Origin of the sequence: Microcoleus sp. N9_B4 (genome assembly GCF_036701635.1) — a bacterium.
Classification (GTDB): Bacteria; Cyanobacteriota; Cyanobacteriia; order Cyanobacteriales; family Microcoleaceae; genus Microcoleus.
Genome location: NZ_JAUBRC010000015.1, coordinates 104212 through 130477, shown reverse-complemented (window position 1 = coordinate 130477; position 26266 = coordinate 104212). Strand labels below are relative to the sequence as shown.

Here is a 26266-nt window from a genome sequence, read left to right as displayed (position 1 = left end):
GGTGTTTCCGTTGGTGTCGGTGTTTCCGTTGGTGTCGGTGTTTCCGTTGGTGTCGGTGTTTCCGTTGGTGTCGGTGTTTCCGTTGGTGTCGGTGTGGGTGCGGGTGCCGGTGTGGGTGCCGGTGCGGGTGCGGGTGCCGGTGTGGGTGCCGGTGCGGGTGCCGGTGCGGGTGTCGGTGCGGGTGTCGGTGCGGGTGCGGGTGCGGGTGCGGGTGCGGGTGCGGGTTTTTCCGGAGGGGTTGGTGGGGGTGTTGGTGCGGTATCGTTATCAGTATTAGTAACTGCGACATCATCGGCATTAACACCGCTGTAATTGGTATCGGTACTGGTAGCAGCAGCAGTGACAATATTGTAAGCAACACTGCCATCTACTAATAAGTCATCTACTCCGGTGACTGTGACTGTTTGGGGAGTATTCCAGTTAGCCGAAGTGAAGGTTAAACTGGTTTTATCTACCGTACCTTCGGCGGTGTTACTGCTAGTTAATGGGATAGTGACATCGGCTGTAGGTTGAGTGTTTAAAACTACTGTAAAATTAGCAGTTCCCCCGGCTTCCGTAGTTGTTAATCCTGTGGTGGGTGTAACAGTGATGCCTTTCGTATCGTTATCAGTATTAGTAACTGCAACATCCGTAGCATCAACACCGTTGTAATTAGTATCGGTACTGGTGGCCGCAGCCGTTAAGATGTTGTAGGCAATATTCCCATCAACAACTAAATCATCTACACCCGTTACTGTGACTGTTTGGGGAGTATTCCAGTTAGCCGAAGTGAAGGTTAAACTGGTTTTATCTACCGTACCTTCGGCGGTGTTACTGCTAGTTAATGGGATAGTGACATCGGCTGTAGGTTGAGTGTTTAAAACTACTGTAAAATTAGCAGTTCCCCCGGCTTCCGTAGTTGTTAATCCTGTGGTGGGTGTAACAGTGATGCCTTTCGTATCGTTATCAGTATTAGTAACTGCAACATCCGTAGCATCAACACCGTTGTAATTAGTATCGGTACTGGTGGCCGCAGCCGTTAAGATGTTGTAGGCAATATTCCCATCAACAACTAAATCATCTACACCCGTTACTGTGACTGTTTGTGCCACATTCCAGTTAGCCGAAGTGAAGGTTAAACTGGTTTTATCTACCGTACCTTCGGCGGTGTTACTGCTAGTTAATGGGATAGTGACATCGGCTGTAGGTTGAGTGTTTAAAACTACTGTAAAATTAGCAGTTCCCCCGGCTTCCGTAGTTGTTAATCCTGTGGTGGGTGTAACAGTGATGCCTTTCGTATCGTTATCAGTATTAGTAACTGCAACATCCGTAGCATTAACACCGTTGTAATTAGTATCGGTACTCGTAGCAGCAGCAGTGATGATATTGTAGGCAATATTCCCATCGACTACTAAATCATCTACGCCTGTAACTGTGACTGTTTGTGCCACATTCCAGTTAGCTGCTGTGAAACTTAAACTGGATTTATCTACCGTACCTTCAGCGGTATTACTGCTAGTTAATGGAATGGTAACATCAGCCGTTGGTTGAGTGTTTAATTGTACTGTAAATGTAGCAGTTCCTCCGCCTTCAGTTGTAGTTAAACCTGTGGTGGGTGTGACAGTAATGCCTTTCGTATCGTTATCACTATTAGTAACTGCAACATCAGCAGCATCAACACCACTGTAATTAGTATCGGTACTGGTGGCCGCCGCAGTGACAATGTTGTAGGCAATATTCCCATCGACTACTAAATCATCTACTCCTGTAACTGTGACTGTTTGTGCCACATTCCAGTTAGCTGCTGTGAAAGTTAAACTGGATTTATCTACCGTACCTTCAGCGGTGTTACTGCTAGTTAATGGAATGGTGACATCGGCCGTTGGTTGACTATTTAAAACTACTGTAAAATTAGCAGTTCCCCCGGCTTCGGTGGTGGTTAATCCTGTGGTGGGTGTGACAGTGATGCCTTTCGTATCGTTATCAGCAATCGTCACACTTTGGTTAGTGGTAGTTCCTAATGCTACCCCTGTTGACGGGTTGCTAATTGTTAAAGTAGCTGTTTCCGTACCTTCGACAAGAAAATCATCATTAACTGTGATAGTTACTTGTCCCGTATTACTGCCATCTGGGATGGTTATTTGAGTAGGAATAGCACCAGTAAAATCAGCAGCACTAGCAGTACCCGTTAAGGCTAAATCAATGGTTTGAGCGCCGACAACATTACCTTCGGCAGTAGCGGTAAAAGTAATAGCTGTTTTCCCGGCTTCACTAGCAGTAGTTGTGCTGGCAGTGAGGTTAACTTTCGGTACGGGAATGGTGATATTAAAGGTAGCTATGTCGGAAAGGTCAACACCACCATTGGCTGTGCCGCCGTTATCTTGAAGTTGCACAGTTACGGTAGCAGTACCGGGTTTACCGCTAGGAGTGTAGGTCAGTGTGCCATTGGTTGCTACACTTGGTTGAGTTGTAAATAAGGTGTTGTTGTTGTTAGTAATAGGCAAGTAGTTGAGGACTGTTTGAGTTGATTCATTGGCGGGGCCGAAAGTAACACTATTTACCCAGTTACTAACTGTTTGAACTGTGTTTGTCCAAGCTGTTAAAATTTGGTCGCCAGCGTTACTAAAACTGGGTTTGTCATTAACAGAATTAACAGTAATAGTAAAGTTTTGTACTGCGGAAGTATCAACACCCCCGTTAGCAGTACCGCCGTTATCTTGAACTGCAACATCAAAGGTGGAAGTACCATTAGCATCAGCCGCAGGAGTGTAGGTGAGTTGACCGTTGGCATCTATGGCTGGAGCCACCGCAAATAAGCCAGGAGTCCCGATATTACTAACGGTATATGTGGCCGTTTGTGTGACTTCATCCGCACCCCCTCCTGGGCTGAATGTTGCCCAACCCGCTACGGTTTGCACTCCTGCGTCTTCATTAACTGCGGTTGGGTTGGTAGCGGTGAAGCTGGGAATGTCATTAACTGCGGTAACGGTGATATCTGCGGTGTCGGTGAGAGTGCTGAAGGCGGTGATACCGCCGTTGGTGCTAGTGTCAGCGGTGCCGCCGTTGGTGCCAGAGATGCTATCCCAGGCGCGGAAGGTGATGCCGTTGGTGACAGTACCGTTGTAGTCGGCGCTAGGTTGGAAGTAGATGCGGGTGTTCGCATCTGCTGCTAGTAAGCGAGCATTGGTATTGGATACTGCGCCCAAAGCAGTCCAAGTAGTACCGCCATCTATGGTGTAAAACCAACTGCCGTTAGTCGTGTCGGCGGCGGTGATGGCGATGCCTGCTACTGCGCCAGTGTCGGGGTCGGTGATGTTTGTAGGTATGGCTGCAATAGATGAGATGAGGTTGCCGACTGCGCCAGTGGGTGCAACTGCATCTTCTAGGATGGCAGTGAGGGTGACAACGGTATCGGCAAGGACGGGGGAAGTATTGCCAGTAATAGTGCCGTAAACATCGTTATTGTCTTGGCTATTGCCGACACCACCGCTGGGAGTGTTAGCACCGGGAGTGCCAGCTTGGTTGGAGGCGGTGTTGCCGGTAAAGGTGGCTCCAAATGTGGTGACAGTAGGTAAGGTAGAGGGCATTCCTTGGGTACTGCCATTAACCGGGTCGGCATTGATGGACTGCATGGCAAAAACTGCCCCACCTTTGCCTTGGCCAGCATTGAAACCCGTGCCACCTGTGGCGGTATTGCTGCTGAAGGTGGCGTTGTTGAGGGTTAAAGAGCCCGTGCGGATGAAGATGGCACCCCCCATACCAGCGCCGCCGCCGCCGAGGTCGGTGCCGCCGGTGCCGCCGCCGCCGCCGCCGAAGCCGCCGCCGCTGCTACCACCGAAACTTCCATCGCTGCCGCCGCCGCCGCCACCGTAGCCGCCGTAAACGCCGTAAGCGCCGTAGCTGCCGCCGCCGCCGAAGCCACCGACGCCGCCGCCGAAGCCGAAACTTCCATCGCTGCCGCCGCCGCCGAAGCCGCCGCCGAAGCCGACGCCGACGCCGACGTAGCTACCGCCGCCGCCGAAAGCGCTAATACCGCCGCCGTAATTGCCGTTACCTCCATAAGCACCAGCAGTGCTAGTGCTGCTTGCAAATAGCCCGCCGCCGCCAAGGTTGGCACCGTTGCCGAACATTCCGGCACCACCGTTGCTCAAACCTGCTTGTTGACCATTACCGCCGATCGCGCTGTTATTGCTAAAAGTAACGTTGTTGATACCGACAGTGCCATCATAGACGAATAAACCGCCACCCATACCCGCACCGCCACCACCTCGATAACTACTCCCTCCTTGGGCTTTGCTGTTGGTGACAGTCATGTTGGAGAAATTGACGGTTCCCGACTTGACAAAGAAGGGACGAAAAGCATTACCGCCATCGACACTAAAGTTATTGCCAATAAAATCAATGTTGCTGTTAACTAGGGTCAGCATCACCCCTGTAACAGTGACATTTGTGCTGAGGGTAATTGTGTCATCCCCGGCTGCGGCATTCGCATCTAAAATGGCTTTGCTTAATGTGCCTGCTACAGTGCCAGTGCCATCATCTGCTGCTACGGTGACATTAAAGTTAGCTAGTGTATATTCATAATCTTTCATCGCCTCCCGATTAAAGGGCACGGCAGCTTCTATCTCGCCTGTTACTATTTCTAAATCCCAGTCACCCCCTAATGCTTGATTTCCGGTTAAGTCGTTAGAGGCTGCGACATCTGCCCCGGTGAGTTCGCTCAATCGTTTGACAAAATTCTTGCCAGTTTCTCCGGCGGCTACGTCGCATCCATATAAGAGGATGTCGCCATTTTCAGTCAGGGAATTTCCCCACTGTTTTAGCTGAGTGTTGAAATTTTCTATATCCTTCTCATTGAGTATATCAGTACCGAGTTTTAAACTGCCTTCGCTACCGTGAGAAAGTATCTGTACAGATTCAATATCTTTTTGATTGGCTAAGGTATTGGTAATTTGTTCGATGCCGCTCAAATTTTCATTTAAAATGAAAATTTGAGCGGCATCGGCGTTGTTAATTAGGCTTTGATAGTCCTGTACTGAGGAGTCCACGAAAATTATTTGGTTGGTCATTGTAGATTACCCGTTGATTTTTACTTAGTGTTGTCAATGTTACAGTCACGGTCAAGGTTTGACGGTTTATTTGGCTTTTGCTACGATCGCACTAGCGCGGCTATTTGTAGCCTCTGTCCAAAAAGATAAGCCATCACTCAAACAAATCGGGAGGTAAAATTGTTGTTCTCGGTTTAAACTCAACTTGAGAACGAACTTGATGTAACCCTTTTGTTTGCAGTTTATTATCAAAATCCGGCTCTTGATATTCAACATGATTAAAATCATGTTCAAAAGGCTCTTCGCCGAGAAATTGATAAATCAACGACATCGTTTTCTCCGGCCCTTTGGTTAATAAATCGTAATCAACCAATAGGAGAGATGCACTCTGTTCGCTGTAAAATGCTTCTTTGAGGGCGTTATAAGCATAACCCACTAAACGCGAACCTTGACTTAATGCTTCGGTGCGGCTATAAACTGTAGCTCGTTCGGCTGGATTATTAAATAACCGGGAAATGTCAAAGGCGTTGCGCCGAATTAGCAGTTCGATGCTATCCATAATCCAGGCAATATTTCTGACACAGCAGATTACTTTTGCTTGGGGAAATAATTCCAGAATTAATGGCAACTTGCTGCACCATAGGCGATTAGTATCGAAGATTACTTCTTGGTCAGCTTGCGGGTGATAATAGGCCGAAAAGATGCTCAGAATCAGCGCCCGTTTTTGTTGTGCCGAAATAAACACCGAAAACTCATTATCTTCGCTCATAGCTTCCAACATTCGCTCAGCTAAACCCCCAACTGGGGAAGTCATAGCTGCATGAAAACGAGGATTTTGCCGTAGCAATGCTGCAAGTAAAGTAGAGCCAGATCGGGGAAGTCCTGATATGAAGTGGGCTTTCACTGGCCTCGCGTGGGAATTGGTGGTTACAACTTAAATGTATCATCCTAAAGACATATCTTTTATAGCATATTTTTATATATACTCCGCAACACAACTCTGCTGGTTTACGATATCTTTACAATCTAGACATCGTGGGTTTACTTTCCCTGTCTCTATCATTGCTTCGGGCCCATGCCTCTGTAAAGTCAGAAAAGTCGGATCGTAAAGTCGGAAAAGTAGGATCTTTGCCATGAGTTCAGCATTACTTGGGAATTTTAACCGCAGATGGCAGCGGATCGGCACGGATATACGCAGATGAACGCGGATGAAGAGATGTTACTCGATCAGTTCTTCTAGTGAGGGGAAAAGCAGTTTTTCGGCGCTGACTTTTTCGCAATCGCAAGGCTGTTGACTGGCGGATATTGCTGATACTTTTCCCATCAGTAATTGAATGCTTTCGATTAGCAATGGTAGAGTTAATAAAATAATTGATGCAGAGACTAGCAAGCTAATTAAGCCGTCAGCCCAATTCCAGTGCAGCCACGCTACGGCGATCGCAGCTAAAATTACTCCAACCGACGAAAATATGTCGGCAACTGCGTGGAGAAACGCGCTTTTGAGGTTCAAGTCGCCGTGACAGCAGGAATGCAAGCAACAAGCATTGATTGAGTTGATGCTTAAACCGACTATGGCGGTAATTAACATCGGCAGCCCTTCTACTTCGGGGGTTGGAGACAGCAAGCGGTCGATCGACTCTCCTGCAATCCACAGGGCGATCGCAACTAAACTGATACTATTAATTAAAGCAGCAATGATTTCCCCTCGTTCCGGGATTGGCGATCGTGCGATCGCACAATCTACAGGTTTACTTCTTTTTAGTGATGAGTACCAAGTCGCTGTCAAAGTTATTGCTAAAGCGGCTACATCTGAAAAAACGTGACCCGCATCTGCTAATAGGGACAAACTATGAGAATTAAGTGCGGCGATTAACTCTGCTACAAAAAAGCTGCTAAGCAGTACCAATGCTGTTTGTAAAAGTCGCACTTTGCCAATTCTGGGATTTGTATTCTCGCATTGTGCGAGTTCCTTGGCGTTTTCAGACTCAAAATTGTCCCTCACTGGAAATATCATGCAGCAGTCCTTAAGGTTAAACTCGATTTTAAATTAAACATTAAATTAACTATCAATGACCGATTATATACCAAATCCAAACCAATATCCGGAAAATTTGAGCGCAAATTCCCCAAATTCTGAAATAAACGATCGTCCAATTAACGACAATCACGCAAATATTTTAACAGGGGAATCTTTGGTTGATTTGCGGCTGTACAACCAATCAAAGTTCGATCGAGGAAAGCCTACTTGGCTAATTTTGGTTTGGTGGTTCGTCCAGGCGATCGCATTTCCCCTCACTCCACACCCTTTTAACGGCATCAGAAGCGGCTTGCTGCGGTTATTTGGAGCGAAAATAGGTTCTGGGGTAATTATCCGCCCTACGGCTCGTTTTACCTATCCTTGGAAAATTGCAATCGGAGACTACAGTTGGATCGGAGATGATGTTGTATTGTACAGTCTCGATCGAATTGCGATCGGCAAACACTGCGTCATTTCTCAAAAAAGCTACCTCTGCACCGGCACTCATGACCCTCAAGACCCCGCCTTTGGCTTAATCACAGCACCTGTGATCATTAATAACGGCGTTTGGATTGCCGCCGACTGCTTCATTGGCCCTGGTGTCGAAATCGGTGCTAACGCTTTAATCGGAGCTCGCAGCAGCGTCTTTAAAAATATGCCAGCAGGCTTTATTTGCACAGGAACACCTTGTCGTCCCCGCTGTCAGCGAGAAATTAACCAAAGTTCGTAAGAGACATTGCACCGGGAAACTAAGCAGCTTTACAAGCTTGCTGCCGAATAGGAATTTCAATGACGAATTCTATTCCCTTTCCTAATCCAGGCTGGCAGTATAATCTGCCCCCATGCTTTTCAACGATAATTTGGTAACTGATAGATAACCCCAAACCAGTTCCTTTACCGATAGGTTTGGTGGTAAAAAAAGGGTCAAATAGTTTCTGTTGTAAAGTTTCGCAAACTCCCCGACCGTTGTCACTAATATGAATAGCAACCCAATTCTCGTCAATGACTTTTGTAGAAATTTGAATGCGGTTCGGGTGTTGTTTCATTTCTGCAAAGGAACGCTGCTGATTCGATTCATCTAAAGCATCAATGGCATTGGAAAGAATATTCATGAACACTTGATTGAGTTGTCCGGCATGGCATTCTACTGGTGGAAGCTGACCGTAATTTTTTATTAGTTCAATCTCAGGATGCTCGGGTTTTGCTTTTAAACGATGATGCAGGATGGTGAGTGTACTATCAATTCCTTCATGAATATTTACTGCTTTCACGTCTGCCTCATCCAGGCGAGAAAAGATTCGCATAGACTTGACAATCTCCTGGATGCGCTGCGTTCCTAAGTTGATTGAGTTAAGAACTTTTATAAAATCTTCCTCCAGAAATTCCAGTTCTATTTCATCCATAGCTGCTTGAATTCGAGGGGTGGGATTTACATAATCTTCTTGATAAAGGTGTATAATTTTTAGTAAGTTATGAGCGTACTCTTGGGCATAACCCAGATTGCCAGAGATGAAATTTATAGGGTTATTTATTTCATGAGCAATCCCAGCCGCCATTTGGCCTAAGCCGGACATTTTCTCGCTTTGGATTAACTTAAGTTGCATTTGTTGTAAATCACCGTAGGCTTGGCTGACTTCTCTAACTTTTTCCTCCAGTAATGTATTTTTTTCTTCTAATTTATCGGCTAGAACATGAAGCTTTAAATGCAGTTTGACACGAGCTAAGACTTCCTCCTGTTGGAAGGGTTTGGTAATATAATCTACAGCCCCAAGCTGAAACCCTTCAACTTTATTTGCCGTATCCGAGAGCGCAGTCATAAATATAACGGGAATCTGTTTAGTTTCTGGATTAGCCTGTAATCGACGACAGGTTTCAAATCCATCAATCTCTGGCATCATGACATCTAGTAAGATTAGATCTGGTAGAGCATATTTGACTCGCTCTAGTGCCATTTTTCCAGATTTCGCAACCCGAACTTCAAATCCTTCTTGGCTTAAGGCATCAGATAATACACCTAAGTTAGCTGAATTGTCATCAACTATAAGAATCGTACCATGTGCTTGAATTTCTGAATTCATAAACCTTACTTGTAGGACTGAATAAACGTTAAAATCTCTTCGTCTTGAAAGTCCTTTGCCATCTGATGCAATATTTTAGCAAAGGGAATGTATTTTGGGTCTATTGCTTCAAGTAATACCGCCTGCTTAACTATTTGTAAAAAATTTCCTTTCATAGCCAGCTCGTATAGCATTTCCATTTCTGTAGCAGGCGGGGCAATTAGCTCGTTGGTGTCTGAGCCGATCGCCAGTGGCTCTTCATTAGCTTCATAAACCCATTCCAAATCAAGATACTGTTGTATTTTTTGCAGGAGTTCCGTGGCTTGAACAGGTTTGGGAATAAAAGTGTTGCCTCCTGCTTCTAAACTTCTGTATTGATCGGTTTCAAATACGCTGGCAGAAGATACAATAATGATGATGTCTTTGAAATTTTCCGATTCTCTAACCCGCTTAATTAGCTCGAAGCCATCTAGTTCAGGCATTAGTAAGTCGGTAACGATTAAATCTGGCTGCACCTCCAGAATTTTTTCCCAGCCTTCCTGCCCATCGTTCGCTTCAGACACCTCAAAGCCGATCGGACTGAGCAAATTGCTAATTACCGAACGGTTAGCCCATTTGTCATCAATAACCACAATCTTAGGTTGGCGCTCTTTGATGCCGATAATCTGCCCGCGATGGTCAACTTGAGAAGTTTTCACCCATTCATCGGCTTGAGATAGATTGACATCAAACCAGAAAATACTGCCAACATTCATCTCACTTTGAACCTGAATGGTACTGCCCATTAGTTCTACAATCCTTTTGCTAATTGCCAGTCCCAATCCCGTACCTTCCGTCTGCCGCCTGCGATCTCCTACCTGCTCGAAGGGCTGAAAGATAGCTTGGAGTTGATCCTGTGCAATACCGGTACCTGTATCGCGTATTTCAAAGCGAATTTTTTCTTCTGTGGCAAAACTGACTATAAAAGTAACAGTGCCCTCATCCGTAAATTTAATAGCATTGCTTAAAAGATTAATTAACACTTGTCGCAAGCGTTTTTCATCCGCACGAATACCGATCGGGAGTTCGGGGCTTGATGGAAAATGGAAGTGAATTCCCTTTAGTTCAGCTCGGATGCGACACATTTCTGCGACACCTTGCAGGAACGCCGGGAAATGAAAATCCGTGGGCATGAGTTCCACTTTCTGTGCTTCAATCTTCGACAAATCGAGAATATCATTGATTAAGGTCAGTAAATGCGAACCGCACTGATAAATAACATCAATGCGCGATCGCTCTTCTTCATTCAAGACTTTGGAACGCTGAAGAATCTGTGCGTATCCCATGATGCCATTAAGGGGAGTCCGCAATTCGTGGCTCATGTTGGCAAGGAATTCACTTTTAGCCCGACTAGCTGCTTCTGCGGCTTCCTTGGCTTTTGCCTGTACGATTTCTGTTTGTTTGCGATCGTGGATATCGGTGCAAATGCCAACCCACTCCCGGATGCTGCCATCTTCATTCAGAATGGGTACGCCTCTAACTTGAAAATAACGATAGTTTCCATCCGCTGCGCGGATTTGGTATTCTATGTCATACAGGCTTTTCGTTTGCACTGCTTCCATCCACACCTGATTCGTTCGTTCGCGATCGTCCGGGTGAATTGCATCCAACCAGCCCAAACCAATTACCTCAGCTTCGGTTTGTCCGGTGTAAGCTCTCCAACTCGGTTGATCCGGGCATCTTCCTTCACCATCCGCTGTCCAGACAATTTGGGACGAGGCAAGGATTAGCGAACGATAGCGTTCTTCGCTTTGTTTGATCGCATCTTCCGCTTGTTTGCGATCGCTAATATCTCGTGTAGTGCCGATGATGCCGAGGATATTGCCATTAGCATCCCGCCAAGGAGCCTTTGTCGTCAAAAACGTCTTAGTGGTTTCACCCTGAGAGACATCTTCCTCGTAAATCTCAGTGATTCCTGCTGCCAGGATGTCGCGATCTTTTGCGATCATTTCACGAGCACTCTCAGGCGACAGTAATTCCCAATCATCTTTGCCGATGATTTCCTCAATTGGCTTGCCTAAGAAGTTTGCCAAATTGGAGTTCATGGCAACATAACGCCCTTCCCGGTCTTTAACCACAATGATGTCTGGCGTACTTTCCAGAATCGAGTTCAGCAGATCGTTGCGTTCGCGCAGAGCTTCTTCCGCTTGTTTGCGATCGTTAATATTTCGCGCTATGGCGATCAGGCCGAGAATATTGCCCTGAGCGTCTCGCCAAGGGGCTTTTGTTGTTAAAAAAGAAGTGGTCTCCTTACCATTAAAAACCTCTTCTTCGTAGGTTTCAGTAATGCCTGCTTCCATGAGTTCGCGGTCTTTTGCCATTATTACAACGGCAGTAGCAGAAGGAAGAAGTTCCGAATCATCTTTGCCGATGATTTGCTCAATGGGTCTACCGTAAAAGGAGTTTGCTACCTCGGAATTAAGGGCAACATATCGGCCTTCCCGGTCTTTAACCACAATTATGTCTGGCGTACTTTCCAAAATAGAGCTCAGCAAGAGGTTGCGTTCGCGCAGCGCAGCTTGCTGTTGGCGCAAAGCTTCTTCAGCTTGTTTGCGATCGGTAATATCTGTATTAGCCCCAACCCATTCCCGAATTGAACCATCCGCGTTCAGAATTGGTACACCACGACAACTCATGTACCGATATTCGCCGTCATAGCGGCGCATACGGAATTCAACTTCATAGAGCGATCGATTAGCAATAGCAGTTGACCAGGCAGTAACCATAGACGAGCGATCGTCTGGATGGATAGCCTTGATCCCACCCCCTCCCTTGTAATCATCAAATGTCTGTCCTGTAAATGCACTCCAAGTAGGTTGCTCGATCGCCATTTCGCCGTCCGCATTGCAGATCCAAATAATTTGAGCAGTGGCTTCCATCAAAGAACGAAACCGTTCTTCACTTTGTTTGAGGACATCTTCTGCGGTTTTGCGACCGCGAATATCCCGCGTAATACTGGCAATCCCTACGGGTTCATTAGTCTCTGGATGTTTAATCAGAAATAGGGTGTAATCTACCAGGATGGGTTGAGCTGTCTGGAAATGTCTGAAGCGGAAATCACTCCGCCAACTTCCCTCTTGCATTATTACAGGCAGAATAGACTGCTGTACAAAGTCCAAATCTTCTGCCATGAAGAAGTCGGTAATGTGTTTGGTTTTGGCTTCCTCCAAACTACTGAGTCCCACCAAATCCAGACCCGCCTGATTCACCAGTATAGGGCGACCCTCCATTGAGGCAACGCCAATAAAGTCACGGCTATTCTCGATCGTTGTAGCGAGCAATTGCCGTTCTTCCTCTGCTTTTTTGCGATCGCGCAGCGCAGCCTGCTGTTCGCGAATATCCCGCACAATAGTGGAAATAAACTCGACTTCACCCGCTGCGGTTTTGTGAACGATCAAAACCTGGGAGACTGGAATTTCTTCCCCATCGCGTGACAAAAATAGGATTTCACCCGCCCACCTACCCTCTCGCAAGGCGGTGGGAATTATTTCGTTGTGGAACTTTGCTTGTGCCGAGGGAGCTAATACAGAATCTATAGTAAACGGCGATCGTGCTTCCTCTGGAGGCATCCCCAGCATTTCCTGTCCGGCTTTGTTGAGATAGACGCTATGCCCAGCCGCATCCACAACTCCTACTAAGTCGGAAGTTGCTTCCAAAATTGCCGTCAGTCGTGCCTGCTTTTGTTCTGCCCGCTTGCGATCGCTAACTTCAATTACAAGGGCACCAACACCAAAAACCAGGTCATTTTCATCCCGCAAAGGATAGTAAGATGCTTGCCAATAGCGCAGGATGCCCGGTTGTTTCGGAGTTTCACCCACTACTTCATAGTCGAGAATTGGCTTGCCCGTATCCAGAATGCCTTGCAGCATTGGTTCCACCGTCGCAGCCAATTCAGGCAGCACTTCACACAGCGACCTACCAATATGGTCTGCCACATAAATGCCATTGATCTCTGCCATAGCTTCGTTAATTTGGACGTACCGGAGTTGGCGGTCTAAAATCATCAGTCCGGCGTTGGCACCTGCAAAAAAAGCGTCGAAGTGAGCCTGTCGCAATACCTGTGCTGTTGTGCTCTCTTGCTGTGGCGGTTGGTTTTTATCTGGCGGGAATTTGCTCATGTTGGCTAGTGGATTTCAGCTATAATTCTAGAACTTCTTTCCAATTACGGGCTCGCAAGGTTTTCCTTTTTTCCTATTTGGGTACTGAAGAAAACGTTCATTAGCGCGACAATTAGGCTTTCAATCTGCGATATATGTATCCCTTGCGACACTATTTCCCTTAATTATTCAGATGTATCGCCAAGTATTTCTATTTCTCATCAATTCTATTGCTAATCAATCCTATGGGTAGTACATTGGTGACAACCTAAGCTAGGGAAGCATTTGTCAATCAGCAATTATGCTCATAATTTACTCAGATTTTTTGGGGGGGGAAACTAAGATTTGGGCGATCGAGGAATCATGGCGATCGCCATATTTATGCCCACCTACCCTCAAATCGCCAATTTTCCACTCCTAAACAAGCAGCATTTTAAGTAAAATTACGGATTGACAAATGCGATTAAGTTATAGTTTGTCCGCCATGTCGGTAGAAGGCCAAGTATTCTTGGAACGTTATCAATTTTAGCTAGATCGGTTAAATTTTCACTTAGAAATACACAAGACGGACGCAATTGGCAGAGTAATAGCAGTATCTCTCCCACCAGTTAAAATCATTGTAATACTTGGATATTTGACTTGTCCACTTAAATAGTCATTGAATAATCCCTGCTTAAGTTGATAACGGGACTTCAAAAAAAAATAGTGGAGAGTATGATAAAATCGAATCGAGTTAATGTTGACTAAAGTTAGTAGAGCGATCGCTTTAACAATAGATGAGTCGGCTCTCGGATCGCGAAAAAGTGGCACACTAACCGCAGGCCTGCGAAGACCAGGTATCCGAAAAATTGGCAAGAGGGATAACTGCGTATTATGAGGAACCACATCTCTATCTAACGACTTCACTTTTTTTACTCTAAAAACAGGTTAAAATTTATGATAACGATCTCAGTATTGTATTTTTACATTGGGTACTGAGAACTTTATTTTATACTACTTTCCTTAAAAAATGACCACACAAAAAACCTTCTTGGCTGAATTTAAATTAAATACAATACCCGAAGAAGTATTGACACAGATCTCGCAAATATTTACCACTACCCTATTTAAAATAGGTGAAAATCCAGTATCCTTGCAGTCACTGGTGGAACTGATTGTATTGTTTATGGCTATCCTTGTGATAGCACGATCTTTTACAAACTTTCTTAAAGAACGCTTGTTAGTCCGACTGGGAATTGACGAGGGAAATCGGGAGGCAATCGCAGTAATTATTGGGTATTTAATAGTAGCTTTGGGGGTGATAGTCGCCATCCAAAGCATCGGCTTCAACCTCGCTTCTTTTGCAGTTGTTGCGGGGGGATTGGGAGTCGGAATCGGCTTCGGAATCCAAGATTTAACAACTAATTTTGTCAGCGGCTTAACGCTACTTTTAGACAGGCCTGTGAAAGTCGGAGACTTTGTGGAATTAGAAGGATTAATGGGAATCGTCAAAAAAATCTCGATTCGATCGACCATCATCCAAACCACTGAAGACTCTAGCGTCATAGTTCCTAACAGCAAAATGATTAGCAACAAAATTGTTAATTGGAGTTACGAAAACTCCCTACTCTGTCTGCGAGTTCCCGTAGAAGTAGCGGAGAATAGTAACCCGCTGTTAGTGACAGAAACTCTGTTAAATATTGCTTACGCAGAAGCTGGAGTCTTGTACGAACCGAATCCGAAAGTATTGTTTGTCGAGTTTGGTGATGATAGTTTTAAATTTGAACTTTTAGTTTGGACGGACAAGCCGACTGAAAGAGAAATAATTAAAAGTTCTTTGAATTTTGCAATTGAATACAATTTCCGCCACCAGAAAATCGAATTTCCGTTCAATGACAGAGAAATTTATTTGCAAAACCCCGAAGTTCTGTTGTCAATGTTCAACAAAAAAGAAACTGCAATTGACCTCCCGAACAGTTACTCGGAAAATGAGCAAAAACCGCCAATTTTTGCAGAGAAACTGAAAAAGCCATCGTCCCTTAGCTGTTTGCTACGAGAGGTAGAATACTTTGAAAACCTGACTGATCTTGAATTGCGGCAATTGATTGAAGTTGGATACCGCAAACGGCTGCGATCGCAAGAATATTTGTTTCACGAAAACGACCCCGGAGATGCTTTTTATATGATTCTTTCAGGTTCAGTAGAAGTTTTTGTAGAAGCTATTGACAAACATCTGAATAACCTCGGTACTGGTCAGTTTCTCGGGGAACTTTCTTTGATGTTGGGAATCCCCAGAACTGCTTCGGTAAGAGCTTTGGAAGAAACAATTTTGTTTGCAATCAATAAAGAAGGCTTCCAGAAAGTTTTAACTGAACGACCGGATTTATCTGAACAGATTATCAAAGAAATAGTCAAACACAAAGAAGAACTCAGCGAGAGACAGCAATTATTGCGAGAAATGGAATTGGTAGATGCAGCAGAAGAGGATGAAAATCCTGTAGAATGGGTGAGAAAACGGCTAAAAAATCTATTTAGTGTTTGAAATAATTTCTTATGACGCGATTTATTCACGATCTCTTTGCCAAAGAATTTCTGGAAGAATTGCTTTCGCCGATCGGAACGGTTAATATCGGTCGCGATGTGACTTCGGAAGTCCGAGAAATCGATGTTTATTTCACTCCCAGCACCGGAATTCCAGAATACTCAGAAACTCTGGGATTGTTGGGAAAAATGGCAAGCACAACTGCAATTTTTGAACCGTTTCGCAATCCGGCAAACGTCAGCGAAATTTGTAGCTGTCTGGGCAAGTTATTGGACGTGCGAGGTGAATTGGAGCGAAAATTTAGGAGAGAAAATACTCGCTATGATGATGCTCAGTTACCCAAACTTTGGATTTTGATGCCCACAGCATCGAAAGCATTGGTAGATAGCTTTAATGCGATACCAGACACAGAGAATTGGATGCAGGGAATTTATTTTTTGGGTGAATCTTTGCGGACTGCAATTGTGGCGATTCACCAGTTGCCAGAAACTCCCGACACCCTGTGGTTGAGGATTTTGGGCAAAGGGGGAGTGCAGCAAAGGGCTATTTCCCAATTGAGCGCTTTAGCAACAGACGATCCGTTGCGGATTATCGCGCTAGAATTGCTGTATCGGTTACAGTCAAATTTAGTAACCGATGCGCCACAAGAATTAGAGCCAGAAGAGCGGGAGTTAATTATGGCCATTGCACCACTTTTTCAACAACAAATACAAGCAGCACAGCAACAAGCTAGAGAAGAAGGACTAGAACAGGGACTAGAACAAGGGCTAGAACAAGGGCTAGAACAAGGACTAGAACAAGGGAGACAAGAACAACAGCGCTTAATCTTAGAAAATTTTCTGCGAGTTAGATTTGGAGAATTAAGTCCAAAAATGACTGCTTTTCTATCTCCAATATCCAAGTTAGCTGCAGCGGAATTTACAGTGCTGTTGCTGGCAATATCGATGCTGACAGTCGATGAATCGGGGCGGGAAGCAGCGGTTAAATTGTTAGCTGAAAGTGCGTTGCAAATACGATCGCCTGAATTGGGCGATATTCTGCCTACAGCCGTTACTAATTTATTGGCATTGCCTGTGGCAGAATTGACATTGTTTGTAGAACAACTGCCGCAGTTATCGGCTGAGGAATTGAGGGAAAGGTTAGGAAAAACACCTGACTAAAACCTGCGATCGCAGCCATAAAGGGATCTCGCTCTTTATGGCATTTAAATAATCGTCAAATAAAATTCCTAGATTTTGTCATCGCACTTAGGAATTGGACTGCGGGGGTAAAATCAAGTGCAGCAGACCATCGATCAATCGATCGCGCTCCATTGGGATAATTTCTTTACCGTGCATCATATGCTGCATTAACTGAAAATATACCAAAGCTCCGATAAAAATCCGCGCCGTTGCCTCGGTATCGGGCAATTTTAACTCTGGATGCGATGCCAAATATTCCGCTAGCCGCTCGATACCCGGTTTAGCTAAGTTTTTCACAAAAGTCTGCGCTAGCTGGGGAAAACGCCCTGATTCCGCAATCACTAACCTCACAAAATTGAGATATTCAGGTTCCTGGGTCGCCTGATCCAATATAGTTGTGGCAGCGAATCGCAGCGCTACGGCGGGTTCTTCATCCAGAATTGTAAAATGGACTTTTTCTCGCGCCAGCCGCTGTACCAAAGCCGCGAATAATCCTTCTTTATCTTGAAAATAGCTGTAAACCGTGGCTTTGGAAACTCCCCCCGTCTTCGCTACCTTGTCCATACTCGTCCCCGCGTAGCCATGGGCTAAAAATTCTTGCATCGCACCTTGCAGGATTTGCTCGGTTTTGTCACCTCCTGCTGCGTCTGCTTCGATCGGTTTTGTCCTTGCCATACCTTGCTTCTGTAATTTTTATTTGGGCTCTTGACATCATTATACTGAACGGTTTAGTATTAGAAGATATCGGAACTAAACCGTTTAGTTTTATTTTCTCACAAAGAGGTATGTCATGGTACACCAACCAACAGCGGACGGCTTATCCTCAACTCCATCCCTAGTTAAACAACTCCTAGTTGTGGCAGCAGTAGCAACCCTGGGGGCAGCGGGAACCACAGGCTACACGATCTGGCGATCGCGCATACCCGATCCCAACGCAGTAGCCGCAGCAGCAGCCGTCGCAGCTTCCCAATTAACCACAGTTACAGCCTTGGGGCGACTGGAACCCAGAGGAGAAGTAATTAAAGTCTCCGCCTCCGGTGCAGCGGAAGGAAACCGGATCGATCGACTCTTAGTCAAAGAAGGAGACAGGGTGAAAACAGGTCAGGCGATCGCAATTTTGGACAGCCGCGATCGCCTGCAAGCAGCCCTCGACCAAGCTCAAGAACAAGTGCGCGTCGCCGAGGCAAACCTAGCAAAAGTCAAAGCTGGAGCCAAAAACGGCGAAATTCAAGCCCAGAAAGCCACCATTGCCCGCTTACAAGCCGATCGCAGCAACGAAATCACAGCGCAACAAGCGATCGTGGCGCGTCTAGAAATCGATCGCAGCACCGAAATTGCAGCGCAACAAGCCACAATTGCCCGCATCAGGGCCGAACAGCAAGGTGAAATTCAAACCCAACAAGCCACAATTGCCCGTCTACAAGCCGAACTCCGCAACGCCATAAGCGAGGATCAGCGCTACTCCCAACTGTATGAACAAGGAGCAATTTCCGCTTCAACTAGCGACAGCAAAAGCCTCGCCGCCGAAACAGCCCAACAGCAAATCAACGAAGGAAAGGCAAAACTGAATCAAATTCAGGAATCCCGCCAACAACAAATTAACGAAGCCCAAGCCAAACTAAATCAAATTCAACAATCCCGCCAACAGCAGATTAACGAAGCCCAAGCCAAACTCAGCCAAGTTGAGCAATCTCGACAACAGCAAATCGACGAAGCCAAAGCAAATCTCGATCGCATCGCCGAAGTGCGTCCCGTTGACATAGCAGCAGCCGCCGCCGAAGTCAGTTCCGCCGCTTCAGCCGCCAAACAAGCCAAAGCCAATCTGGATCTAGCTTACATCCGTGCTCCCAGAGACGCCCAAGTCCTGAAAATTCACACGCATCCGGGGGAAAGAGTCGGAAACGACGGCATTGTCGAACTCGGACAAACTCGCGAGATGCTGGCTGTGGCGGAAATCTACGAAAGCGACGTGGACAAAGTACGCCTCGGACAAACCGCCAAAATTACTAGCGATGCTTTGACGGGCGAATTGCGGGGAACTGTCGAACACATTGGTTTGCAAGTGCAGCGGCAAAACATTGTTAACACCGATCCTTCTGCGAATATTGATAGTCGAATTGTGGAAGTAAAAGTGCGCTTGGATGAAGCTTCCAGCCAGAAAGTAGCGGGATTAACCAATTTGCAAGTCAAAGTGGCGATCGGCGAAATTAAAGATTAAGAAGACTTAAACCGCCGGGTCGCTTTCTTCAATCCAAAATCACCAATCTAAAATCTAAAATCTTATGATTGCACTAATCAAACCCTTAGAACAATTAAGACGCAGAACTTCCCTCGGATGGTTGCAACTGAGCCACGACAAAGGGCGAATGCTCGTTGCAGTAGCAGGAATTGCCTTTGCAGACGTTTTGATGTTCATGCAGTTAGGCTTTCAAAATGCCCTTTACACCAGCAATACGCGGCTGCATCAAAGCTTGCAAACAGACTTAGTTTTGATTCACCCCCAAGCGCGCAATTTGATTAATTTGTCTTCCTTCCCCAGACGCCGATTGTATCAAGCAATGAACGTACCGGGTGTCAAATCAGCCGAACCGCTTTACGTGAAAATTGCTAACTGGAAAAATCCCGAAACTCGGCGCGAAACGTCGCTGATGGTGGTGGGTTTCAATCCCAACCACCCGGCGTTTGCGCTTCCAGAAGTTAACCAAAATTTGAGCGCGATTAAGTTGCCGGATACTGTGTTGTTCGATCGAGCTTCTAGGGGAGACTACCAAGCAACGATCGCCCAAATCGCTGAAGGCAAAGCCGTTAAAGCTGAGGTAGAGCGACGCACAATTAACGTCAGCGGTTTATTCACAGTTGGAGCATCTTTTGCCGCCGACGGTATTTTGATGACTAGCGATCAAAATTACCTGCGCCTGTTTGCGAGACAAAACGCCGCGAGTGTCAATGCCGGATTAATTCAACTGCAACCCGGTGCTGACCTCGTGGAAGTTCAACAAGTTTTGAAAGCATATTTACCGCAGGATGTCAAGGTACTAACCAAACAAGAATTTATCGATTTTGAGAAAAACTATTGGGCTAAGAATACTGCGATCGGCTTTGTGTTTAATTTAGGCGTCGCGATGGGTTTTGTAGTTGGTGTCATTATTGTTTATCAAGTTCTCTCAACCGATGTCAGCGACCACATGGGAGAATACGCTACCTTCAAAGCGATGGGCTACCGCAATGTTTATTTACTCGGCATCGTTTTTGAAGAAGCTCTAATTCTTTCCGTCCTTGGCTTTTTGCCGGGAGTAGGAGTTTCTTTCGGCCTCTACTCTTTAACTCGCCAAGCCACAAATTTACCGCTTTATATGACGCTGCTTAGAGCATTTATAGTATTACTTTTGAACGTGATTATGTGCACTATTTCGGGAGCAATTGCTACTCGCAAGCTGCAAGCAGCCGACCCGGCAGATATGTTTTAAGGGAAAATGAATCAATAAGATTCGGCGGTTGAAACCGCTACTACACAAACGAAGTCCGCCGACGCGGACTAAAGAATAAAGGGGTATTCAAGCGTGATTTTGTATATAGCAATCATAAATGAGTCGTAAATTTTTTACCCCACCCCAACCCTCCCCTTATCAAGGGGAGGGAGTAAGAAATTCACAAATGATTGAGGATGGCTCTCAAGTTCTGACTACACACATATTTTTTGTAATCATTCTCTTGTTTTTTATCTGCATTGTCGGCGACGAAAGCGATTTATTCTTTAATCTAAAACCTCAGACCAAAAAGTTATGAACTCTACTACTCTCTACCCAACAACCAACGCATTACAGATTCCTGCACCTATAATTTCCGCGCACCAACTCGACCACTACTTCGGTCAAGGTCAACTGCGAAAACAGGTACTTTTTGACATTAATCTCGACATTAATGCAGGTGAAATTGTGCTAATGACTGGGCCTTCCGGTTCGGGAAAAACTACGCTTTTAACTTTGATTGGCGGGCTTAGATCCGGTCAATCGGGAAGTCTCAAAATTCTCGGTCAAGAAATGTGCAAAGCGAGTTCAGACCAATTGGTAAAGGCGCGGCGGAAAATTGGCTATATTTTTCAGGCGCACAACTTGCACCGCAGTTTGACGGCGCTACAAAACGTGCAGATGGGTTTGGAAGTTCACGGCAATTTGTCGCGTTCCCAAATGCGCGATCGCTCTGCAAAAATGCTAGAGTTAGTAGGACTGGAACAGCGGATTAACTATTATCCAGATGATTTGTCGGGAGGACAGAAACAAAGAGTTGCGATCGCCCGCGCTTTGGTCAGTCAACCACAAATTGTTTTAGCTGACGAACCAACAGCCGCCCTGGACAGCAAATCCGGTCGCGAAGTGGTGAATTTGATGCAGCAACTGGCTAAAGAGCAGGGCTGTACTATTCTGTTAGTAACCCACGATAACCGAATTTTGGATATTGCCGATCGCATCGTTCACATGGAAGATGGAAAATTAGCATAAATAGTTATTAGTTAGTTGTTATTTGTTGGTTGTTATTTGTTGGTTCTAATAACAAATAACAAATAACCCATAACAATGAACTAATTGCTAACAACCAATCCTTGCCGGTAAATCCCCAAATTTTGCAGGTACATTGCTTCAAGTTTGGGGATTGAGGATTCCACAGAACCGCCATAACGGCGAAAAGAAGGCCAGATGTAAGCGAGTTTTCTGACTGCTGGCTCCAATCGACCCGCTTCTATATCTTCTAATGCACCTTTTTCTCGGATTAACTCTATAGCCATCCAATCTTGATTTTCTGGGCTGAAATCGCGGACGCCAAATTTTTTGGCAAATCTGTCCCAAGTTGTGCTGAGAAACTGATATCGCCCCGCAGCGTCGGAACAGAGTTTTTTGCCATAGCGGCGGCCACACCTCATTTCCCTGGGATGATCTTGAAAGCTGACAAATTTTGTACCGGTGTACTGGGTGCGGTAGCCGTCGGGGCTAGCGGTTCCTTCGGCGGCTGCGATGGTGTCCAGAAAGGCTTTGACTCGACGTTCGGGCCCGATGCTATCGAGTCTGCTATCCTGTCTGGGCTCTGGTGAATTCAGGGTGGCAGTTTCCGGCGATCGATCGCGCTTGATGTTATCCTCTCCTTTGTCTGGTGAATCGAGCGCCGCAACTTCCGGCAGCCGTTTCGGGGTGGGCGAGATTCCTGCCGAGACCGATTGTCCCCACAGCAGCCTCGGCGTCATTCGACCTAAGAAAAAGCACAAACAGATTAAGAAACCCCAAGAAAGTTGAAAACGAAGGAGTTTGGAGTGATTCCGGCGCAGAACCGGCCACCGGTGAAGGGGGAGTGTTGCGGGCAAAATTTTCGTTTGCTGGCCGAAGGCGAACAGCGATTTCAGCGCTAGCAAGGTTTGCTGGTAGAAACGCGGTGGAAGTTTCCGAGCTCTCATCGCTGTGGCGAAAGTCTCCACATCTGTCAGAGTAACTTGTGCCAGCGGTTTTGCGACAAACACTCGAAAATGGTTGGCCGCCTGCCAGCTAAAGCGCCGGTTGCGGGGGGATTTGCGGTTTACCCACAGGCGAATTAGCTCCATGTCTGACATAGGGAGCAGGTGGCTTCCCAGATGTTTTGATGCGTACAAAAGTACCTCCTGATATCAGTTCAGGTTGAAATATCCCAGTTTGTGGACTTGAGATTGGTTTCACCTTTGAAATTGGGGACTGGCAAGGAAACAAATCTCTTTCGGGGCGATCGCAAACTTCAAATTTTTCGGTCATCACCGAAGGGCAGCGACAGGGATCAAGATAAACTGGTTTCAACCATATCCAGTGATACTACTAAGTGTTCGCCCGGTCAAGTTCACCGACAGATTTGGCGATGGGTTGAGTCTAAAATTTAGTGATTCCACAGGCCTCGCCGTCCCAACTGACATAGGTTTCAAGGTGCTGGCATTCGGCTGACTCAAAAGTGAGCGATCGCATTTTTTTGTATCTAATATTAAGAATTCTACCGGTGTTTGGACCCGGAGGATTCCTCAGCTTGAATGCTGAGCAAATTTTTGCGTTTTGCCAGCATCAGGGAACCGTAGCGGTTAGCCCAAACTTGAGTAAACTCAGCACCTAAGAAGAGAATCTGAGCCGAATAATTGATCCAAAGTAAGATAATCACGAACGAGCCAGCAGCACCGTAGGTAGAGGCAATACCGCTACCTCCGAGGTAAACTCCAATTAATGATTTGCCGATCGTAAACAGCACTGAGGTGATGGCGGCGCCGATCCAAACATCATTCCATGCAAGATGGACATCGGGCAAAAGTTTGTAAATTAAGGCAAAAAGCAATGTAACTACGCCAAAGGATAGAGCAAAGTCCACAATCTGCCAAATGCCGACTGGTAAGTGCAGCAAGCCGTTCAACCAATAGCTAACGGCTGCTAAAATGGCACTAATTACTAAAGATACTAGCAGTAGAAAGCCTATGCCTAAAATCATTGCAAAAGACAATATGCGGTCTTGCAGAAATCCCCAGATCCCGCGTCCGGGAGGCGGTGAAACATTCCAAATAGTATTGAGGGCTTCTTTGAGATTAGTAAACACGTTGGAAGCCCCCCACAAAAGTGTAGCGATACCGACTAAAGTAGCAATCATTCCCGACTTGGGTTCGGAGGCTTTGAGGATGAGTTCTTGGACGGTTTCGGCGCCATCTTTGCCGATTAAACTTTGGAGTTGGCCGACGATTTGACCTTGGGCTGCGTCTGCACCAAAGACTAAACCGGCGATCGCAATTACGATAATTAGCAGCGGGGCGAGGGAGAAGACTGTGTAATAGGCTAGGGCGGCGGCTAAGGTTGGCGCTTTATCTTCTTGCCATTGAGTAAAAGTTTCTTTGAGCAGCGATATGACTGTTTTTAATTTCACGGCTTTTGGTTTCCTTATACTTAGCGTTCACCAAGGGATTTTAAGAAGTTAGGGGTTTTTTAGCGTCGGCCACAAGATAGATTTATCGATGAGCAAATTCGGAAAATTACTTTTATGTCAGATTCCCACACAACTGTGAACAGTACCGATGTAAAATCGTCCAAAAAAGCAATTTCTTGGGCAAAAATGAGCGCATTAGTAGCGGTGGTCAATTTCGGGCTGGTGCTTTTCCATTTCAGTTACCTTCAGTTGCGCCCTGTTTATCAGAGCTATTTTCCGGGTTTAGTTAAAATTTACGACCCGATTAAAGGCGTTGATTCAAGTTTGCAAAATCCCGAATATTTGACAAGTGCTGACCAGTTCTGGCGAATAGATACGTTTTTTATTGGTTTTTTTGGTGCGGAATTTTTGATTAAAAGTCTGTTCCATACCCGCCGCAAACCGGGGGTAACTTGGTTTAATTTTGTGCTGAGGCGCTGGTACGAAGTATTTCTGGTGATACCGATTTGGCAGGGGTGGCGGATTCTGCCGGTATTGGTGCGGCTGCACAAGTCGGGTTTGGTGAATCTCGATCGCGTAGTTGCTCAAGTTACCTATGAACCGGTGGCTTATTTAGCCAATACGATGTCGGAATACATGATGGTGCGGTTTATCAATCAAGCTAAAAGTTCGATCAAACAGGGCGACGCGGCACAGATGTTGCTGGCGCAGCAGCCCTACCTTCACGTCAATCAGGAAAATACGATCGAACAAATTACCAAGCGGATTTTGGATCTGACAATTTACAAAGTTTTGCCGCAGGTGCAACCGGATTTGGAAGATTTGCTGCACCACAATTTGGAAACAACAATCAAACAGTCTGATTTCTATCAAATCCTGCAAACTTTCTCTCCGATTAACATTTTGCCGACGGAGATGACGGAACAGCTAGCGAATTATTTGGCTCAAACTGCTGTGGATGTGGTAGCTACTACTTATGAAGACGATAAAGGTCGAAAAATTCTCGATAATTTCAGCCAAGAATTTAATCAAAGTTTGCGTCGGGAATTGCAAGATGAGAAAACTCTCGCGGAATTGCAGTCGCTGCTGTCGGATTTGTTGGAAGAAGTGAAGTTGAATTACATTCAAGGCGGGTTGAAGTCCGATCCGGTGCAGACTTTTACGGAAATTAATTCGCTCCGGGGAGTAAGGGAGAGTTGATACAGCAATGAGTTCCCGTGTTGTGAATTAGATTTTTTTTACTCGCATCTTGCACCATTGTCAAGAACAGGCTTTTCGGCCTGTTCCTAAACAAGTAATTGAGAATGGTGCAATATCTCAGTTAAAACGAACCGCGAAGACGCCAAGGGCGCGAAGGAAGACAATAGAAAGAGTTCACAATTTCTACGAGTAAGGTGCGCTGGGCGCACCTACGAATAAGGGTAGTGCGGATATCCACAATGTCTGGCGATCGATCTATCCCAATCCCCAGCTAAAATAAAATAATTAACTTAAAACATCTATCATATTAGATATCTATCTTGAACAACCTTACTTGCCTGGAAATAGAAGTCGCTCAAACAATGCTGAGGCTAGCAATGTTGGTGGGCTTAACACTTTTAATTGCCTTTTTTGTGGCGTCAGAACTAGCATTAGTATCAGCCGATCGCCATCAAATCCGCCAACTTGCCCACTCGCACGATCGCCCAACCGCTAAAACCGCCGAACTCGTCCACCAAGCTCAGAACAACATACCCCATTATTTGTCTGTAACTCAAACTGGCACAACAGCAGGGAGTTTGCTGTTGGGTTGGTTGGGTGAGGGAGCGACTGTACACTGGATCGAACCGTGGATCGACAAATTGCCGATCGGTCATTTGCCGGCCGTGCTGACTGCTCATTCGATCGCAGTTCCCGCAGCTTTTATCTTAGTAACTTACGTAGAAATAGTCTTAGGAGAGCTAATCCCCAAAGTATTAGCAACCCACGCCCCAGAACGCACCGCTTTGCTGCTGATGCCGGCCCTGGAACTCTGCTCAAAATTACTGTGGCCGCTGCTAGTAATTCTTAACAGTACCGTGCGACTGCTGACTGGTTGGATTACCAGTAAAGAGTCTCAACCGCTGCTGCCACCTTCCCAGGCAACTCTAGTTCAAAAAGATGCTCATTCGGCACTAATTTCTGGCGTATGGGAAGTGACAGCAGTTAACGAAAAACTCGGCTTAAATCTGCCGACAAACCAAGCTTACCAAACAATCGCCGGATTCGTGATCCACAATTTAGGTAAAATGCCCAATCAAGGCGATCGGCTATTGTGGGGCGAGTTGGAAATAGAAGCAGAAAATGTAGTAGAAGGCAGTTTAGAAACAGTGCTCTTGCGTCAGGTAACTCGCCCTTTGTTTGAGACTCAGCAGCCAGAACTTGTGTTAAATTGATCCT

Annotated in this window: 16 protein-coding genes; 8 read left to right on the top strand and 8 right to left on the bottom strand. The window is 45.9% G+C overall.

Annotation, left to right across the window (positions count from 1 at the left end; genetic code table 11):
- The 3 genes from QUA43_RS12655 to QUA43_RS12645 form a co-directional block, all read right to left on the bottom strand.
- On the bottom strand, positions 1–5048 hold a 5048-nt coding region (locus QUA43_RS12655), incomplete at its 3' end, for a DUF4347 domain-containing protein (protein ID WP_333374282.1).
- A gap of 133 nt (positions 5049–5181) precedes the next feature.
- A complete protein-coding gene (locus QUA43_RS12650; protein WP_333374280.1) occupies positions 5182–5931 on the bottom strand; it encodes a sulfotransferase in 750 nt (249 codons plus the stop codon).
- Between the two features lie 315 nt (positions 5932–6246).
- Positions 6247–7041 carry a cation diffusion facilitator family transporter gene (locus QUA43_RS12645; RefSeq protein ID WP_333374278.1) on the bottom strand — a complete coding sequence of 265 codons (795 nt, stop codon included), beginning with the start codon at positions 7039–7041 and terminating at the stop codon, positions 6247–6249.
- A gap of 55 nt (positions 7042–7096) precedes the next feature.
- Between QUA43_RS12645 and hpsU the strand changes: the two genes are divergently transcribed.
- Positions 7097–7774 carry a hormogonium polysaccharide biosynthesis acetyltransferase HpsU gene (gene hpsU, locus QUA43_RS12640; RefSeq protein WP_333374276.1) on the top strand — a complete coding sequence of 226 codons (678 nt, stop codon included), beginning with the start codon at positions 7097–7099 and terminating at the stop codon, positions 7772–7774.
- A gap of 19 nt (positions 7775–7793) precedes the next feature.
- Here the strand turns inward: hpsU and QUA43_RS12635 are convergent, their stop codons facing one another.
- A complete protein-coding gene (locus QUA43_RS12635) occupies positions 7794–9122 on the bottom strand; it encodes a response regulator (protein ID WP_333374274.1) in 1329 nt (442 codons plus the stop codon).
- Between the two features lie 5 nt (positions 9123–9127).
- On the bottom strand, positions 9128–13258 hold the full coding sequence (locus tag QUA43_RS12630; RefSeq protein ID WP_333374272.1) for a PAS domain S-box protein: 4131 nt from the start codon (positions 13256–13258) through the stop codon (positions 9128–9130).
- 988 nt (positions 13259–14246) lie between these two features.
- Between QUA43_RS12630 and QUA43_RS12625 the strand changes: the two genes are divergently transcribed.
- Entirely contained in the window at positions 14247–15758 is a 1512-nt protein-coding gene (locus QUA43_RS12625) for a mechanosensitive ion channel domain-containing protein (RefSeq protein ID WP_333374270.1), read from the top strand.
- A gap of 11 nt (positions 15759–15769) precedes the next feature.
- The gene (locus QUA43_RS12620; protein WP_333374268.1) at positions 15770–16918 is read left to right on the top strand and encodes a flagellar assembly protein H; all 1149 of its coding nucleotides are present in this window, start codon (positions 15770–15772) and stop codon (positions 16916–16918) included.
- Positions 16919–17005: 87 nt separating this feature from the next.
- Here QUA43_RS12620 and QUA43_RS12615 read toward each other — a convergent pair whose 3' ends face one another.
- Positions 17006–17614, bottom strand: a complete 609-nt coding sequence (locus tag QUA43_RS12615; RefSeq protein ID WP_333374266.1) for a TetR/AcrR family transcriptional regulator — start codon at positions 17612–17614, stop codon at positions 17006–17008.
- A 115-nt stretch (positions 17615–17729) separates the two neighbouring features.
- Here QUA43_RS12615 and QUA43_RS12610 point away from each other — a divergent pair, with 115 nt between their 5' ends.
- From QUA43_RS12610 to QUA43_RS12600, 3 genes are all read left to right on the top strand, one after another.
- Positions 17730–19157 (top strand): HlyD family efflux transporter periplasmic adaptor subunit, encoded by a 1428-nt coding sequence (locus tag QUA43_RS12610; RefSeq protein WP_333374264.1) that lies wholly within the window; start codon positions 17730–17732, stop codon positions 19155–19157.
- Positions 19158–19221: 64 nt separating this feature from the next.
- Positions 19222–20406, top strand: coding sequence for an ABC transporter permease DevC (gene devC, locus QUA43_RS12605; protein WP_333374262.1), 1185 nt, complete (start codon positions 19222–19224; stop codon positions 20404–20406).
- A gap of 315 nt (positions 20407–20721) precedes the next feature.
- Complete coding sequence (locus QUA43_RS12600) at positions 20722–21438, top strand: DevA family ABC transporter ATP-binding protein (protein WP_333374261.1); 717 nt, start codon at positions 20722–20724, stop codon at positions 21436–21438.
- An 80-nt stretch (positions 21439–21518) separates the two neighbouring features.
- Here QUA43_RS12600 and QUA43_RS12595 read toward each other — a convergent pair whose 3' ends face one another.
- Complete coding sequence (locus QUA43_RS12595) at positions 21519–22535, bottom strand: glycoside hydrolase family 104 protein (RefSeq protein WP_333374259.1); 1017 nt, start codon at positions 22533–22535, stop codon at positions 21519–21521.
- Between the two features lie 404 nt (positions 22536–22939).
- Entirely contained in the window at positions 22940–23848 is a 909-nt protein-coding gene (locus QUA43_RS12590) for a YihY/virulence factor BrkB family protein (protein WP_333374257.1), read from the bottom strand.
- A 114-nt stretch (positions 23849–23962) separates the two neighbouring features.
- Between QUA43_RS12590 and QUA43_RS12585 the strand changes: the two genes are divergently transcribed.
- Together QUA43_RS12585 and QUA43_RS12580 are read left to right on the top strand one after the other, a co-directional pair.
- Positions 23963–25048: a hypothetical protein gene (locus tag QUA43_RS12585; RefSeq protein WP_333374256.1), complete on the top strand. Its 1086-nt coding sequence runs from the start codon at positions 23963–23965 to the stop codon at positions 25046–25048.
- A gap of 320 nt (positions 25049–25368) precedes the next feature.
- Positions 25369–26262, top strand: coding sequence for a CNNM domain-containing protein (locus QUA43_RS12580; RefSeq protein ID WP_333374255.1), 894 nt, complete (start codon positions 25369–25371; stop codon positions 26260–26262).
- The last annotated feature ends 4 nt before the right edge of the window (positions 26263–26266 follow it).

What these genes read in the sequence shown, in the direction of transcription:
- QUA43_RS12645 (WP_333374278.1), bottom strand. Translation starts at nt 7,041, where the DNA reads ATGATATTTCCAGTGAGGGACAATTTTGAGTCTGAAAACGCCAAGGAA.
- hpsU (WP_333374276.1), top strand. Translation starts at nt 7,097, where the DNA reads ATGACCGATTATATACCAAATCCAAACCAATATCCGGAAAATTTGAGC.
- QUA43_RS12635 (WP_333374274.1), bottom strand. Translation starts at nt 9,122, where the DNA reads ATGAATTCAGAAATTCAAGCACATGGTACGATTCTTATAGTTGATGAC.
- QUA43_RS12630 (WP_333374272.1), bottom strand. Translation starts at nt 13,258, where the DNA reads ATGAGCAAATTCCCGCCAGATAAAAACCAACCGCCACAGCAAGAGAGC.
- QUA43_RS12625 (WP_333374270.1), top strand. Translation starts at nt 14,247, where the DNA reads ATGACCACACAAAAAACCTTCTTGGCTGAATTTAAATTAAATACAATA.
- QUA43_RS12620 (WP_333374268.1), top strand. Translation starts at nt 15,770, where the DNA reads ATGACGCGATTTATTCACGATCTCTTTGCCAAAGAATTTCTGGAAGAA.
- QUA43_RS12615 (WP_333374266.1), bottom strand. Translation starts at nt 17,614, where the DNA reads ATGGCAAGGACAAAACCGATCGAAGCAGACGCAGCAGGAGGTGACAAA.
- QUA43_RS12610 (WP_333374264.1), top strand. Translation starts at nt 17,730, where the DNA reads ATGGTACACCAACCAACAGCGGACGGCTTATCCTCAACTCCATCCCTA.
- devC (WP_333374262.1), top strand. Translation starts at nt 19,222, where the DNA reads ATGATTGCACTAATCAAACCCTTAGAACAATTAAGACGCAGAACTTCC.
- QUA43_RS12600 (WP_333374261.1), top strand. Translation starts at nt 20,722, where the DNA reads ATGAACTCTACTACTCTCTACCCAACAACCAACGCATTACAGATTCCT.
- QUA43_RS12595 (WP_333374259.1), bottom strand. Translation starts at nt 22,535, where the DNA reads ATGTCAGACATGGAGCTAATTCGCCTGTGGGTAAACCGCAAATCCCCC.
- QUA43_RS12585 (WP_333374256.1), top strand. Translation starts at nt 23,963, where the DNA reads ATGTCAGATTCCCACACAACTGTGAACAGTACCGATGTAAAATCGTCC.